7 protein-coding genes are annotated in these 16,768 nt (G+C 51.6%); 5 read left to right on the top strand and 2 right to left on the bottom strand.

The annotated features are described in order from the left end of the window. Positions 1–3 precede the first annotated feature (3 nt). Both tssC and tssB read right to left on the bottom strand, forming a co-directional pair. A complete protein-coding gene (gene tssC, locus D6C13_RS08165; RefSeq protein ID WP_120132287.1) occupies positions 4–1,551 on the bottom strand; it encodes a type VI secretion system contractile sheath large subunit in 1,548 nt (515 codons plus the stop codon). 31 nt (positions 1,552–1,582) lie between these two features. Then, positions 1,583–2,077: a type VI secretion system contractile sheath small subunit gene (gene tssB / locus D6C13_RS08160; protein ID WP_120132286.1), complete on the bottom strand. Its 495-nt coding sequence runs from the start codon at positions 2,075–2,077 to the stop codon at positions 1,583–1,585. 874 nt (positions 2,078–2,951) lie between these two features. On the opposite strand from tssB, the gene D6C13_RS08155 reads away from it, so the two are divergent. From D6C13_RS08155 to D6C13_RS08135, 5 genes are all read left to right on the top strand, one after another. After that, on the top strand, positions 2,952–4,499 hold the full coding sequence (locus tag D6C13_RS08155) for a methyl-accepting chemotaxis protein (protein WP_120132285.1): 1,548 nt from the start codon (positions 2,952–2,954) through the stop codon (positions 4,497–4,499). Positions 4,500–4,806: 307 nt separating this feature from the next. Continuing rightward, the gene (locus tag D6C13_RS08150; RefSeq protein WP_120132284.1) at positions 4,807–5,931 is read left to right on the top strand and encodes a tyrosine-type recombinase/integrase; all 1,125 of its coding nucleotides are present in this window, start codon (positions 4,807–4,809) and stop codon (positions 5,929–5,931) included. Positions 5,932–6,078: 147 nt separating this feature from the next. Beyond that, entirely contained in the window at positions 6,079–8,220 is a 2,142-nt protein-coding gene (gene ovoA, locus D6C13_RS08145) for a 5-histidylcysteine sulfoxide synthase (RefSeq protein WP_120132283.1), read from the top strand. 661 nt (positions 8,221–8,881) lie between these two features. Continuing rightward, positions 8,882–14,989, top strand: coding sequence for an autotransporter outer membrane beta-barrel domain-containing protein (locus D6C13_RS08140; protein ID WP_244212653.1), 6,108 nt, complete (start codon positions 8,882–8,884; stop codon positions 14,987–14,989). 177 nt (positions 14,990–15,166) lie between these two features. Continuing rightward, positions 15,167–16,675 (top strand): tannase/feruloyl esterase family alpha/beta hydrolase, encoded by a 1,509-nt coding sequence (locus D6C13_RS08135; protein ID WP_244212652.1) that lies wholly within the window; start codon positions 15,167–15,169, stop codon positions 16,673–16,675. The last annotated feature ends 93 nt before the right edge of the window (positions 16,676–16,768 follow it).

Raw genomic sequence — 16,768 nt, 5'->3', positions numbered from 1 at the left:
CGTTTATGCCTTAGCCTTCGGCATCTGAGAAACCAATGACAGATTCACGTCCATACCTTCGACCTGGAAGTGCGGCACGGCGTACAGTTTCACGCGGAAGAAGCCCGGGTTGTCTTCGATATCCTCTACGGTCACTTTGGCGTCACGCAGCGGGTGAGAAGCCTGCAGGTCGTCGCCCGGATCGGTCATTTCAGTGACCAGCGTGCGGATCCATGTGTTCAGTTCCAGTTCCAGTAAACGGCGGTCTTTGGTAGTACCGATGTTTTCACGCTGAATCAGCTTCAGATAATGCGCAATACGCGACAGCAGGAAGATGTACGGCAGACGCGCATTGATGCGGCTGTTTGCGGTGGCATCAGCAGTGTCGTACAGCGCCGGTTTCTGCGCGGAGTTCGCAGAGAAGAAGCACGAGTAATCGCGGTTTTTGTAATAAGACAGCGGGATGAAGCCCAGATTGGCAAACTCAAACTCGCGGGTTTCAGGGATCATCACTTCTGACGGGATTTTCACCTGATTGCCGGTACCGAGGTCATACAGGTGGATTGGCAGATCAGTCACTGCACCGCCAGCCTGCGGGCCACGAATTTGGACGCACCAGCCGTTTTTGATGAAGCTTTTCACCATGTTGGCAGCAAAAGCGAACGCCGCGTTGGTCCACAGATATTTTTCGTGGTCCGGGCCTTTCACTTCTTCAACATAGTTGAAACTGCGAACCGGTACGGTGTCCGGGCCATACGGCAGACGTCCCAGCACGCGTGGCATGGTCAGACCGATATAGCGGGAATCGTCGGAATCACGGAAGGATTTCCACTTGATGTATTCGGCACGGTCAAAGTAGTTGCCGATATCTTTAATCGCGGCCACTTCTTCCATGGAATCTTTCAGGAAGAATTTAGGACCAACAGCACCGACGAACGGCATGTGCGCCGCAGCGGAGACTTTCGAGATGTTACGCAGCAGCGCGATATCTTGTGCCGACGCGTCAAACTCGTAGTTGGAAATCACAGAACCGATTGGCTCGCCGCCTGGTGTGTCATATTCCTGAATGTAGGTGTGACGGTACAGGCCGCTCTGAATGATTTCCGGGCAATCTTCGAAATCCTGGCGCAGATCGTCTTTGGAAACGTCCAGTACTTCAATTTTGACGTTCTGACGAAAATCGGTGCGGTCAACCAGGAACTTCAGGCCCCGCCAGCCGGACTCCACGCGCTGAAAATCAGGGTGATGCATGACAGCGTCCAGCTGACGGCTGATCTGATTATCCAGTTCGGCAATGTGATGGTCGAGCAGGGTTTTATCCAGACGCTCAACGGTCTGGCCAGATTGCTTCAGACGTTCCAGAAACACCTGAACAGCGGCCGTCACACGTTGGTCAGCGGTCACATCGGCCAGGGCAGCGGTGTCCTGAAAAGCATTCAGGTCGCCCAGTGAAGTCACCGGCGTCAGGTTGATTTTATCAAACAGCGAAGCGTACACGGTGCCCGTTTCAGGACGATCAAGAACAGTAGTCTGGCTTGAAGAAGAGTTTTCAGTATTGACTGACATAAGCATTATCTCGCATTAATCCGTTAAGTGGAGGCCGTTATGCCTTGGGAGCCAGAGCATTCAGTTCACTGCGTAGCTCATTGCTCAGGGACGGATCTTTAAGAATGGTTTCGAGTTCTTTGCGGAAAGTCGCGTTGTCCAGGAGGTTCGATTTGAGATCACGCAGCAGATTGCGCATTGCCAACATGGCGCGCAGCTGTGGGATCTGACGGGCAACCTGTTCTGGCTCAAAATCTTTCATTTCGTTGAAGTTCAGAGAAATGTTTTCTTCGCTGTGATCGCCTGCCAGTGTGTTTTCAACCGTCAGATTCAGCGCAGGGCTGAAATCAGCCAAAACGCTGTTAAAGTTATTTTTATTGATGTTAACTTTTTCACGCTCAGACAAAGGGCGATCTTCTTTGCCGTTGCTGTAGTCACCCATTACCATTAATTTTAAAGGTAATTCGACTTTTTTCTGGGCGCCGCCGGTGTGCAAATCCAATTTTATATTAACGCGGGCTTTGGGTATTTCTTCCTGAAAACTATTAGACATGCCTATCCCTTACTGTGGAGTGATAAACGCTGCCAATGTGTCTGACAAATAAATTGAAGCTGGCAACCCTGCCATAAAACTGCATCCATACCGCATCAGAATGTGCGAATAACTTCAGGGTCACAAGCGAGCTAAAATATTTTATCGAAACATTTCGCAGTGTGTATTGAATTTATCTGGAAAGGAGATTTTCAGATAAGTACCTGTCATTCGCATTTTAGAAACATTAGTGATCCCATTGAAAATCATAATGTGTAACTAGATGTAACTATTTTGTCGGCGAATTCTTACAGATCATCGTATTGATATATAGGATTTTTCTTCTTATGCCCATGCAGGTGGCATGGGATAAGGCATCCCGCCTCATTTTGTCGTGGAAAATATTTTTAAAGCTGGAGATTATTTAGGATTAATAGAGTGAAAAATGTAGGGAATATCTGACATTATTTTTTCTCATGAAAGTTTTTTCATTTAAAGGTAGAGGTTAATTTATAAGAATTTTCATGTTTGTTTGTAGGAGTATTCACGGGAAGAATGGGTGTTGTAGGTGTGAAGCAAAAAGGGCATGGTGTTTGAGAGACCTAATTGTATATTCCATTAAGATTTTTCCTCTAAGAATAAATGCTTTTCACGTTTCGGTATAAGAGATTTCATAGCGGGTTTTATTCATCTAAAAGTTAAAAAAACATATTTAAGTTTGTGCGGGTTTAGTGGCTGAATCGTGGCACTGCAGAAGGCGGCGATGCAATAAGACCAAAAATTTGACGGCGGGTCGACCATCGTCTGCTAAATTTCTGATAGGGCGACGCGGAAATTAAACCTTTTAAGCAAAATGCCGATAGACAGATCCTTGCTCCGTTTTGAGAATCTATCGATGTCGCTTAAAAAGTCCTCTTTACTTGTTCTTGTGGTTCTTTTCGCTCTCTTTTTCACCAGTATGCTGTCCAATGTCTGGTTGCTGACCCAAAGTAATCATTCACTGGATGACGTCAACAAAGAAATCCGGGTCGTCTTGTCCGTTATTGATCCCATCAATCATAGCCGTACCTCGCGCGTTCGCGTCATGGAATACATGAAGGAAATTGAGAACAGCAATGGTCAGCAAACCGGCGCTGCGCTCGACGGCGTTAATGACGTTATCGCGAAAGCGGATGCCGCATTCCAGGCTTACACGAATGCACCGAAGTTGCAGGGTGAGGATGAACTGGCGCAGGCGTATCGCGCCACTTATCTGGAATATCGTCAGAACGGGATCCAGCCGCTGATCGATGCCGCTAAAGCGGGCAACCAGGCACGGTTTAAAGCACAGATCCCGACAGTGATAAAACTCGACCGCCAGTATGAAATCGTACTGGATAAAGTGCTGGCGCTGCACGAACAGTACGCCAGAAATCTCAATAATGACGCACAGGACAATTTTAAATTCGGTATCGCGCTGACTATCGGCTTTGGTCTGTTGTTCCTGATCATCATTATTGGCGTGGTGATTTTGCTAAAACGCTTCGTTCTGACGCCGCTGCTGAATTCCCGCGATCATTGCCGCCAGATTGCTGAAGGATATCTCGATACTCCTGTGCCAGTTAACGCCCGTTCGCGCAGCGAAATTGAAGAACTGATGCAGTCCATCGAGCATATGCGACAGTCGCTGACCCGCATTATCGGGCAGGTGCGCGACACCAGTCATACCGTTGCCCATGCATCGCAGGAGATTTCCGCTGGTAACATTGATTTGGCTTCCCGCACAGAACAGCAGGCGGCGGCACTGACAGAAACCGCAGCCAGCATGGAAGAACTGGGCGCAACCGTGAAACAAAATACTGAGAATGTCACCCGTGCCAGCGGCCTGACACGTGAAGCAGTTAAAAATGCCCGTGCAGGTGAAAAGGTGGCGCAGGATGTGATCGCAACGATGGGGCGCATTAACAGCAGCTCTAAGAAAATCGAGGATATCACTGGCGTCATCAACAGCATTGCTTTCCAGACAAACATTCTGGCACTCAATGCGGCCGTTGAAGCAGCGCGTGCCGGTGAGCAGGGGCGAGGATTTGCGGTAGTCGCCAGCGAGGTGCGCAGCCTGGCTCAGCGCAGCGCGGTCGCGGCCAAGGAAATTGAAAGCCTGATTTCAGAATCTGTTGCCAATATAAAGGAGGGATCCGAACAGGTCTCACGTACAGGCGATTCCATCTCGGCAATCATTTCTTCCGTGACGCAGGTTGATGTCCTGATGGAACATATCTCTACTGCTTCCGATGAGCAGAGTCGCGGGATAAGCCAGATTGAGCAAGCTGTGACTGAAATCGACGGCGTAACTCAGCAGAATGCCGCGCTGGTGCAGGAGTCCGCCGCGGCAGCAGCCTCGCTTGAAGAGCAGGTTTTATCTCTGACCCAGTCCGTTTCTGCATTCAGGCTGGCTCACGCGTAAGTACATTATCGACATTGTCAGTTAAAGAGAGGGCCGGAAACTGTTGACCAGTAAACGGCCTTTTTAGGTTTAAGGTAGCCATTGAGCACCCTGAATTCGGTATGGTCGGGACTTCGGGTTGCACTTTGTCTTGCGGTTTTTTACCCTAATCAGAACACCATAAATCCCTCTGTTAAGTCCTTTATTTTTCTTCATTGATTGTCATTGTGACTCCAGACTTAATAGGTCTGGAGTCATAAACCTTTTGCCTAAGATCCTCTAACTTGTTATAAAACCGACCTGTGATTTTTCAGGTGAAATTGGGCTGATGAGTAACGCGGTATCCGGAACGACCAGTGAAACAAATTTCGCCACCGAAAATGTCGGCCGGCATGTACTCGCTTATCTTCAGAATATTAAAACGACACCGCTGTCACAGCTGGACGATTTTGACGAAGAGGGGAACGCAACGGTCGGTCAGGTGATCAATGTCTGGATCCGGCTTTCCCTGATCCTGACCCGCCGCCGTCCCGAAATTGCCGTTTCGTCTTTAATGAAGCATGTCCTGCCGGTGATAGGCGATGTGCCACTGAATAAAATTACCCGCTTGCGTCTCAACCGTTTATTCAATGTGCTGTTAGCCGACGGAAAAATTTCAGAAGCCAAACGGATATTTGCCCTGTGTAAGCAGTTTTTCGGTTGGGCGGAAACTCAGGGATATCTTTCCCATTCACCTCTGAGTTCAATGAAACGCCGTGACGTCGGGGGAAGAAATACGCCGCCGCGCGAACGGGCATTAACGGATGCTGAGATCTGGGTTTTCTGGCATGGTCTTGATTTATGGGATGTTTCAGAACAATGCCGCTGGGCGTTACGTCTGTGTTTGCTGACCGCACGACGTCCCGATGAAATAGTACGTGCCAGAAAAGAAGAGTTTCACCTGCGAATTGGCATCTGGCGGCAGGGTACGCGCAATAAATCCGCACGCGACCACACCCTGCCTTTAACCGATTTAATGGTGACTTGCGTAAATGCTCTGATTGCGGCCAGCCCGAAAAACAGCCCATGGCTGGTTCCGTCTCCGTTCGACGCACAAAAACCACTGTCGCGCGGGGCGGTCACTCAGGTTATCCGGCGTATGCTGCGTGCAGAAAGAGGGCTGGGCATTGAGCCTTTTGCCACCCGTGATTTGCGCCGGACGGCGAGATCCAAACTGTCCTCCCTGAATGTGCCGAACGATGTTGCCCGAAAAATCATGAATCATTCGCTGGAGGGTATCGACCGTGTTTATGATACCCACGACTATCTGCCACAAATGAAACAGGCACTGGAAGCATTTTCTGACAATATTCAGGGCATAATCAGCGCGTCGGATTACTTCGATTTACACCATAAATTTGAAGGCGAATCTCTGCAAGTTCCCGAGATATCGCTGCTGTATATGGAAAGATAAGCTCTTTTAATCGCAATTTGGGTGCCTTTTATATCAACGAATAAAATGAATTACAGACCGGCCAGCACGCGGCGGAAAAGAGCCGCTGATGTCAGCTGCTACACTTGAGTATTGATTTGGCGTTGCCAGAAGACAGAGGAATTAATGATGCTATCACAGCCAGAGAACGCTAACGGCCTTCCGCAACCGACGCAGACAATTTTATTGAGCACCGGAACGGCGGAGCAAAAACGTCAGGAAATACGTGATTACTTTATTCAGACCTGGGAACTCTACGAGAGCCTGTTTGATTGTCTGGATGACGAACGGGCATATTTCAACAAAGCGATTTCCCTGCGCCATCCGCTGATTTTCTATTTCGGCCATACCGCCACTTTCTATATCAACAAGCTGATGGCGGCCGGTTTAATTCCAAAGCGTGTTGATTCCCAAATCGAAGCGATGCTGGCGATCGGTGTGGATGAAATGAGCTGGGACGATCTCGATGATCAGAACTATAACTGGCCATCTGTCGCCAATTTACGCACATATCGCCACAAAGTTCGGGAAGAAGTGCTCGGCATCATCGATACGATGCCATTGAGTTTGCCTGTCGGCTGGAACAGTCCTGCCTGGGTTATCCTGATGGGGATTGAGCATGAACGTATCCATCTGGAAACATCCAGCGTACTGATCCGTCAGTTACCGGTGGAGTGGGTCAAACCTCAGGCACACTGGCCAGCCTGTCCGCTGGCAAAACATGACCGTAACCTGGTGCCGGAAAACGAAACATTGGCGGTTAAAGGTGACGTTGTCACGCTAGGAAAGCAAGATGATACCTACGGCTGGGACAATGAATACGGGACTTCTGAGCATAAAATTCAGGCATTTAGCGCCAGTAAAATGCTGGTGAGCAACGCAGAATTTTATACTTTCATCGAGGCAGGGGGGTATCAGGACGCGCAGTGGTGGGACGAAGAAGGTGCCGGATGGCGTGATTTTGCGCAGGCAGAAATGCCGACATTTTGGGTCGGTTCGCCGCGTGAACCCGGGCAACTGAAACTACGCCTCATGACAGAAGAAGTGTCAATGCCGTGGGACTGGCCTGCAGAAGTTAATCAGCTGGAAGCGGCGGCTTTTTGTCGCTGGAAAGCAGCGCAAACCGGCGAGTCTGTGCAATTACCGACTGAAGCTGAGTGGATGATTTTACGTAATCAGGTGCCTGGCGATCAGCCTGACTGGGAAACCGCGCCGGGTAATATCAATCTGGCGTGGTGGGCCTCTTCCTGTCCGGTAGATCATTTCCAGCAGGGCAATTTTTATGATGTGGTAGGTAACGTCTGGCAGTGGGCGTCTACTCCTATCAGCGGTTTTGATGGCTTCCGTGTTCATCCGTTATATGACGATTTTTCGACACCGACTTTTGATGGTAAACACTCCATGATCAAGGGCGGCAGCTGGATTTCGACGGGCAACGAGGCACTGAAATCCTCGCGTTATGCGTTCCGCCGTCACTTCTTCCAGCATGCGGGTTTTCGATATGTGGTGTCCAGTCATCAGGAAGTTGTCACGGTGAATCCATACGAAACCGACGGCCTGGTCGCTCAGTATCTGGATTTCCAGTATGGTCCGCGTCACTTTAATGTCCCTAACTACGCCGAACAACTGGTTGATATCGCAGTAAAAAATTCCAGTCAGAAAGGCAGGGCGCTGGATATCGGTTGTGCGACTGGCCGTGCCAGTTTTGAACTCGCGCGTCATTTCGATATGGTCGTGGGCATGGATTACTCCGCCCGGTTTATTGACGTCGCTCTGGCTCTTGCGCGCGGCGAAGCGTGTCGTTATGTGATCCCGGAAGAGGGCGAACTGGTCGATTATTGTCAGGCGTCGTTGGCGGAAGCAGGGATAGAGACACAACATACAGAGCGTGTCAGTTTTGTGCAGGGCGATGCCTGCAATCTTAAACCTCAGGCTGAACTGTATGATCTGGTTCTGGCGGCTAATCTGATCGACCGTCTGCGTGAACCGGCGCGTTTTCTGAAAGACATCGCACCAATGATCCGTTCAGGGGGATTACTGATGCTGTCGTCACCTTATACCTGGCTTGAGGAGTTCACGCCTAAAGAAAACTGGATAGGGGGTTTTCGTGAGAACGGCGAGGCAGTGACCACGCATCAGGCATTGCGCCGCTTGCTGGCGAGTGAATTCGAGGAAGTCCAGCAACCGCAAGACGTTCCGTTCGTTATCCGTGAAACCGCGAGAAAATTCCAGCATACCGTTGCACAACTGACGCTGTGGCGTAAGCGGTAGACTTCATTTTGAGATGAAAAGCGGTCGCGATGCGGCCGTTTTTTTTAATGTCCGCGGTCGCATCTCGCCTAAGCAGATCTTCCACGTCTGATAAACTGATTTATTAATAGGTGCTTAAGTGTTCACTGTCGTTGATGTTTGAAAAGCATAAGAATGTTGTAACTAATATATGCATAACGACAAGGGATTAGACAAAACGCAGAGGGGCGTCCTGTAAATACCTGTAGTTATTATAAGGTTGATTATTGCGGCTACTTCCCCTTTGTAATAATCCCTTTGGGACCTAATGGAAATTAATGCCCCTTTTTTTTTTGCAAAATACATTTACCTCATCTAACGTTAAATTAACGCAAACTGTACAAAACAAAAACTTCGTATAGGTTTTTGATGAGTGGCTATTTGATTGTTAATACCTTGAAAAACATGTTTTTCTTTGATCCAGAGGAGAGGGACTTTCCCTGATACGTTATGCCCCAATTTGCTGGAGTATTCTATGGCGCGCCGACTGCTATTATCCAAAGTATCCATTGCCATCTACGTTGTAATAAGTTCTCCGTCTGCACTTTTATTTCCCCTGTCCGCTCATGCCGTGATATTGCAGGCATTTAACCCTGAAGATAATGACCAGCTTAATGGTGACCTTATCGTCTCAGGAGGAAGTGTGATTGACCTGACAGGTAATCAGCAATTTCGTACCGGGACAGAGGGTTCAGTCAATACCACATTAGGCGCACTTCAGGGGTTGGGACGCATTGTTAACGATCATGGCGTTATTGGCGCCTCCCGCCTTGATATTGGCCCTGCAAATTTTGGGGTTACCATTCCTGACCCCACGACGGGTGGCAATACGACATTTCAGGTTTATAACCCGGCAAGCCTGATCGCCCTGATCCCCATAGATGCCAGTACGACTGTCCCGGATGTCATCAATGTGATTGACGATCAGTACATTAATACGCGGATTGCCGATGTCAGTACCGGCGGTACATTAAACGTTAATATCGGTCAGGCAAACGCCGCCGCCAGCGGCACGAACAATGCCTGGACGATGGCCGCCAAGCAAAGCACTCTTTTTAATGTCGATGGCACCGGTGGGACCAATACCACTCTGAACTGGAATTCGAACAATCGTATAACCTTTATTGGCACAGCGGCTGATCCCACCGTGCCGCGTCAGCTTTCCGTACAAAACCTCATTACCTTTAACGGCGCATTTACGGTGCAGACGCTGGATAACGCAGTGACTAATTTCAACGTCACTGACGCGGCAGGCCTAAAAAATTACAATGACTGGCTGATCACGCAGCTCAAATCCGGCAACCTCGATAAAAGTACTTATCTCACCAACTTCAATAAAGCATTTACCCGCAGCACCAATACCATCGATTATCTGATTTCAGCCGATGATCCCAATGATGATGTTGCACAGGCTATTGGCAACCGCATTGTCATTAATGCCAGCGGGGCCAACGCAAAAGTGAATATCGCGGCAGGGAAAACCCTGGAAGTGATTGGTGCAAATGGCGGGGCAATACGCGGAACAAACAATGCTGAAATTACTGTGAACGGCAAGGTCAGCAGCTCGGGTTCTACGGGCTCAGAAGGTTCTGCCTTATACCTCGACGACAGCACCGGCACCAATAATGGCGTCATCAATGGCGGATTCATCAACCGGATTGACGGCACCGGAGTTGGCTCCACAGGCTTTGGCTCAAATGGTGTGCAGGTGCAAAACGGCAGCACGTTTGATAATAACGGCATCGTGAATTTCGCCACCACAGGTGGAACAACGTCAGCCATTAATCTCGGCATTAATTCTTCAGCCAGCAACAGTGGAAATATTAACGTCGGGATCAATGGTTCCAGCGCAACCGGCAGTACTACCGGCGTGATGGTCGGTGATGCAACGGCGTCTTTTATCAACAATACCAACGCGAACATTTATATCGGTCGCGGTCCGCAAAATACCCTGAATGATAATACGGCGGATACCGCCGTTAATCAGAGCGGACTGACAGCCGGAGTGCAGGTCAGTGCCGGAGGAAGTGCCATCAACAATGGCAACATTGTGATTGGCAGCCGGGTGCAGAATGCCGCCGGAATGTATGCCAGCGGAGGAACGGGGACCACTCTTCTCAATAACGGCACAATAGATATCAACGGCAAAGCCACGACGGTTCCGCGCGAAAATATTGGCATGTCCGTGATGAATACCACGGGCGATATCGATAACGCCGGCATTATTAACGTCAATGGCGTTAACGGAACCGGCGTTAAAGTAGTAGCTACAAACGGGAATACTTCATCTGCCAGTTCTACCGGGACGATAAACGTTGCCGGTGGCGCAGATCCTGCGAGTGGTACGCGTAATTTTGGCATATGGGTTGAAGGCCAGGGCACCGGCGTCGCGACGGCTACCGTTGATGGCCCGATCAACCTTTCCGGCAATGGCGCTATCGGCGTTCACGCACGTGGAAACGCGACGGTAGATGTTTCGCCCGACGCCATCCCGATGTTCAGTCAGGGCAGTAATCAGATCGCGTTCTTCGCGTTTGGCCCCAATGCCAAAATTAATACTGTCGGCAACAATTCATTCAATGTGACCACCTCCGGTTCGACGTTATTCAGGCTGGAGCAGGGCGCTGATTTTGATGGCACGGATTTGTCCCTTACTGCTTCAGGCGCTAATTCCGTCGGTGTCATGGGCACGGGAACCGGCGGTACTACGGTGGTCACCAAAAACGCCACGCTGGAAGTGTCAGGCAACGGGGCTACCGGGCTGATTGTTGAAGGAGGTGCGACGGGCTCAATCGACGCCGATACCACCATCAATCTTTCGGGCGTTAATGCCGTGGGGGCGATTGCCGACGGTCAGAAACATACGCTCGCCGGCACAAATTCAGGTTCACCGGTGCAAAGTACCGCGCTGGTTTCCGCCGCTTCCCTGATGTCGGCACAAAACGGACTGACGGGTTTCATTGCCCGTAACCGCGCCTCGCTGACTAACACCGGCGATATCAATTTTACCGGCGCTGGCGCAACCGGGATCCTGGTACAAAGCGGTGCGACCGGCTCTAACACCGGTAACATTGCGATTAATGACGGTGGTGCGGGGATGGTAGTCAACAGCGGCACCAGCGGACTGAACACCACCGCGAGCACCAGCGGTACTATTGATGTCAACGGCGGCAGCATCGCCATCCGCACCCGTGGTGTCAGTGCCAGCGGAGCTAAAGCGATTGCTACGCTCAGCAACGGTTCGCTCATCAACCTTAACGGCGTCGGGGCGATTGGCGCTGACGCCCTGAACGGCGGTACGGTAAATATTGCCAGTTCCGCCACACCGACTTTCAGCAATACCGATCAGATAGCCTACCGTGCCGTGGGCGCGGGCTCGGTCATTAACAGCGCAACGACGGTACTTGATGTTGATACTGAGCGGTCGACGCTTTATCGCATTGCCGATGGCGCCGCGCTGACACTCGGCAATGGCTCATCGCTGACTGCCTCTGGTGCTAACAGCATGGCACTGGTCAGCGCCGGTACTAACGCACAAATCAATACCGCGGGTTCAAAACTGTTTGCTAGTGGCAGCGGGGCAAAAGCCGTCACCGTCGAAGGCGGCGCGATGGGCAATCTCGACAGCACCACCGCAATAACCCTCAGCGGAACCGGCAGTATCGGCGGCGTGGCTGACGGCCAAAAACATGAGTCAGACGGGTCCATTGTGACAGCCCCCGACGCCAGCACCACGCTCACCAGCGCCGCATCGCTTCTTGCCAATGCCTCCGGCGCGATTGGGTACATGGCCACAAATCTCGGTAATGTGATTAACAACGGCGTCGTGACGATGAGCGGCGCGGACAGTACCGGCATGCTGGCGCAACTCGGCAGCAGGGCTGTTAATAATAATCAGATAACGCTTACCGGCGCGGGAAGCACGGGCGCACAGGTCGTATCAGGCAGCACATTTACCAACAATGGTGCGATACAAGTTGTGCAGGGAACCGGGATAGATGCCAGCGGCAGCGGAACCTCCGTCGCGCGGGCGGGCAATATCACGGTCAGCGACGGCGTGGCCGGTATCCGGATTTCGGATGGCACAAACCTTATTCTCAACGGTGACGATAATAATATTACCAGCGGCGGCACCGCGCACGGCGTGTTACTCGATATCGGTGCAAGCGGGCTGGCTATGAACAATACCACGCTCAATATCACGGGTTCCGGCAATGGTATCGAAAACCGCGCGGAAACCGGCAATGTTACCCTGCAAAACGCGACCATCAACGTTGCCAATGGCAGCGGCGTACGCACTGCCACTGCGTTCGATCCCGCATCAACGCTTCGGGCGAATGTTAGCGGTAATGGCACGGCCTTTAATTTCACTCAGGCCAATCTCGCCACCACGGCAGGCCCGTTAACACTGGGTGACGGATACGTCTTTAACGTGACCGGCGCAGGCGGAACGGGGATCAACGCCAACACCACAGGTGACGTTGTCACCTCTGCGACCGTCAATATCACCAATGCCGCCGGGGGATCTGCGCTGATAGCGGGCAATGCCGGTAACGTGCTCAATACCGGCGTCCTGACATCCGCCAGCCTGACCGCACCGGTGGTCGATCTCAGTAACGGTACAACGGCACGGTTTGAAAACCGCGGCACTGTCACGCCATCTTCTGCCAGCGCAGTTGCCGTTTCCGGCAGCGCGGGGAACGATGACGTCCTGCTGACTTCCGGCAATGTTCTTGGAGATATCAGCACCGGTGCGGGCGATGACACCGTGACATGGAATGGCGGCACACTTGACGGCAGCCTGTCTCTTGGCGCCGGGAATACTAACCGCGCTTATATCAACAATGTGGATCTATCGACCACCAGACATATCACCAGCGGGATCGGCACAGATAATGAAGTCAGCTTCTCGAAAATCGTCGCGCGGGGCGGCACCTTTGATGCCGACGACCTGAGCCGCGGCGTCAACCTGGGCAATGGCTGGAATGTGATTAATTTCACCGATGGCACGCAGTGGGAACTTACCGGTGATCTGCAACTGGCACACAGCAACGTGAACATCGACAACACTTCTACCCTGTTCGCCGGTAACGGTGTCGATCCGGTTATTTCCGGCGGCGAGTTGAATTCTGCAATAGTCACCAATGCCGGTCTGATTGATCTGACCAACGGCAGCGGATCTCCGGGTAACTCCCTGACCATTAACGGCGATCTGGTCTCGGATGGCGGTACGGTAAACATGATAACTGACCTTAATGAAGGTGGAGTGCGCAGTAACCAGTTTACCGACACGTTAAAAATTACCGGCAATGCCAGCAGCGGCACGACTATTCTGGATGTCACACCGGCTGCCGCCAGTACGGGCGTACTGACTGACCTCAATCATTCTTCTTCAATGCAAGCCTATGAAGGGATTTCGTTAGTGCAGGTGGCCGGGAATTCGAGCGTTAAGAGTTTTGCGCTAAAAGGAGGTTATCTGGCGGCCGGCCCATGGCGTTATGATTTGTACAGCTTTGCGCCGGGCAACAGCGACGCCAATCAGCGCACGGTGGCGGGTGGCATCACCAATACATTCTGGGATTACCGCATTGGTAATGCCTATGTCTGTGAGGGAGATGCGTGTAATAAAGCGGTTCCACCGGTCGCGGTCACGCCTGCAAATCCGGGAACCCCGGAGGCTCCGTCCACACCGGTTGATACCAGCACCCAGCCGCTAACTAATCCTCCTGATGACGGTTGTGTGGTGAATGGCGTGGACAACTGCGCGCCGGGCCGCCGGGCCGTCACCCCGCAGGTTCCTGCGTATATTTCCGCACCCGTGGCACTGGCCTATTACAACGCCTCCGTCATTGACGATTTACACAAAAGGCTGGGGGAATTACGCCACGAACAGAGCCTGACGGACGGCACAGGTGGTGAAATGTTCCTGCGCTATATCGGTTCGAACATGACCTATAAATCCAACGTCGGCTTTAAGCAGTTTGGTTATGATTTCGATATGGATTACAACGCCATGCAGATCGGCGGAAACGTATTGCGTCTCGACGGCGACAAAGACAGTTTACGTGGCGGTCTGGCCTATACGCGTGGCAACAGCCGCATGCGGCCTAAAGCGGCAGATGGTTACAGCAGCACGACGTTTGACAGCAACAGCATTGCGCTTTATCTGACCTGGCAACGGCAGAATGGCTTTTATATGGATGGCGTTCTGTCATTCGATAATCATCACGGTGAGACGGATATTTCGCGCCAAAATAATGTGGGCTCACCCAAGGCGAAAAGCTGGAGCGCCTCTCTGGAATCCGGTTATCCGTACCAGTTTGATAACGGTATGAAGCTGGAACCCCAGGCGCAACTGATGTACACCCGCATCAATATGGATAACTTCACGGATAAAGACAGCACCACGGTGGATTATCAGGATTACAGTCAGACCATTGGCCGCGTGGGTTTACGCGCCGACCGCACCTGGCTTGATGATACCGGTCGCCAGTATACGCCTTACGTTCGTGCAAACTATTATCGCGGCTGGGGTGGCGAAGCCAAAACCACGATTGGCGCCGAAAACACGCAAATCAGTCAGAACTTTACCAGCGGCAAATTCGGGCAGATGGGCGAACTGGGTGGCGGGGGAACCGTGACCTTTAAAAACGATTTGTCACTGTATGCCGAAGTGGATTATCGCAAAGAAATTAACAGCAACGGCGCAAAAGGCTGGGGTTATACGGGCGGAGTTCGCTGGACGTTCTAAAGATAAAATGAATAAACATAGGGCTGTTTTCGCTCAGCATTTAATGACAAACTGCCATTTTTATGCCGATGGGATGACCGCTGTCTGATGAAAGTGCGTTTTTATACTCTGTATTTTGTGTTGTTCTTCGCAAACGTTGTGCAAGCGTCCCCGGCGGTTCTCACACAAGCGCAGTGCGTGGCCCTGAAAAATACCCGCATCGAAGCCGCCAGAATTGGTTTACCTACCCGTGGCGCGGTGGTGGCCAATGTCGCGATGGCCGGGCATCCCGGGAATTTGCATTGTAAAATCGAAGGGCAGATAAAACCCATTGATTTAAAAGCACCCGACATTAATTTTCAGCTTTACCTGCCTCTCAGCTGGAACGGGAAAGCCCTGCAACTGGGAGGCAGTGGATTTGACGGTGCGGTTAAAGATGCTGATACCGCAAGACTGGCGCCCGCTGCAACGCCGGGCGCGCTGAAACAGGGCTATGCCACATTTGGCAGCGACTCCGGTCATCAGGGCGGCGTATCGGATGCGTCTTTTACGCTCAATGAAGAAGCGTGGGACAATTTCGCAGGCGCTCAGATTAAGAAGACCCACGATGTCGCCGTCGCACTCATCACGCAGGCTTACGGTAAAAAGCCGTCACGCCTGTATTATCAGGGCAATTCCCAGGGCGGGCACGAAGCCCTTGCCGCAATCCAGCGCTTTCCGCTCGACTATGACGGCGCGATAGCCATCCATCCGGTATATAACGTCGTGGAATTACACATGGCGGGTATCCGTATCGGACAGGCCATCTACAATACGCCGGGTGCGTGGATTTCGCCGGCCAAAGCCGCGCTGATTGCCAATGCCGTGACCGGTGCCTGTGACAAACTGGACGGACTGGCTGACGGCGTGGTGGCTAATCCTGATGCCTGTAGCGCAACATTTAAAATAGCGCATCTGCGCTGTCCGCAGGGCAAAGATACCGGCGCAAATTGTCTTTCAGACACGCAAATCTCGCTGGTAGAGATGCTCAATAATCCCGTGCCGCTGGGGATTAATTTGCCTAGCGGCGATCATTTTGCGCCCTGGCCGATACTACGCGGCGCAGACGCCTCGGCGCTGGTCAGCGTATTTGGTTCCGGCGCAGACAAGCCAAAACCTGAAGCCTCCAATATTATTATTTCCTTTCCTTACATGATGGGCGATCAGGCCGTTCGTTATGAAGTCATGCGAGACGCAGATTATGACTCCCTGACCTTTGATCCCGGCGCTCATCAGACACGCCTCAAAGAACTTGCCTCCCAAGTGGATAACGACGATGCAAATATCCGCGCGTTTGTTCAGCATGGTGGAAAATTACTGATGATGCACGGCACCGCCGACGTGGCGGTACCGCCGGGTAATACCGTGGCGTATTACGAAAAACTCAGGGCAGAGTTTGGCGAGAAAGAACTCCGTCAGTTTGCCCGGTTCTATCTGGCCCCGGGATTCACTCACAGCAGCGGGACTTTCCGCGCGAGCTGGGATTCACTCGGCACGCTGGATAAATGGGTCGATCATGGGATCCCTCCCGGACAGCAGGTCATGATTGATGTCAACAAAGCGACAGCAGGGCGGGAAATGCCCCTGTGCGATTATCCGCTGTATCCGAAATATAACGGGCAGGGTGATATCCGTTCCGCATCCAGCTTTGTGTGCACTGATAAATAAATGACAATTCATTCACCAGGTATATAACCTATATCTACACCTATACATAACCACAGGTGAATGAACGTTCTCAAAAAATCTTGAACATCCGTC

Source organism: Rahnella woolbedingensis, assembly GCF_003602095.1.
GTDB lineage: Bacteria > Pseudomonadota > Gammaproteobacteria > Enterobacterales > Enterobacteriaceae > Rahnella > Rahnella woolbedingensis.
Note: the sequence above shows the minus strand (reverse complement) of the source record. Positions and strands in the feature narration are given on the sequence as shown.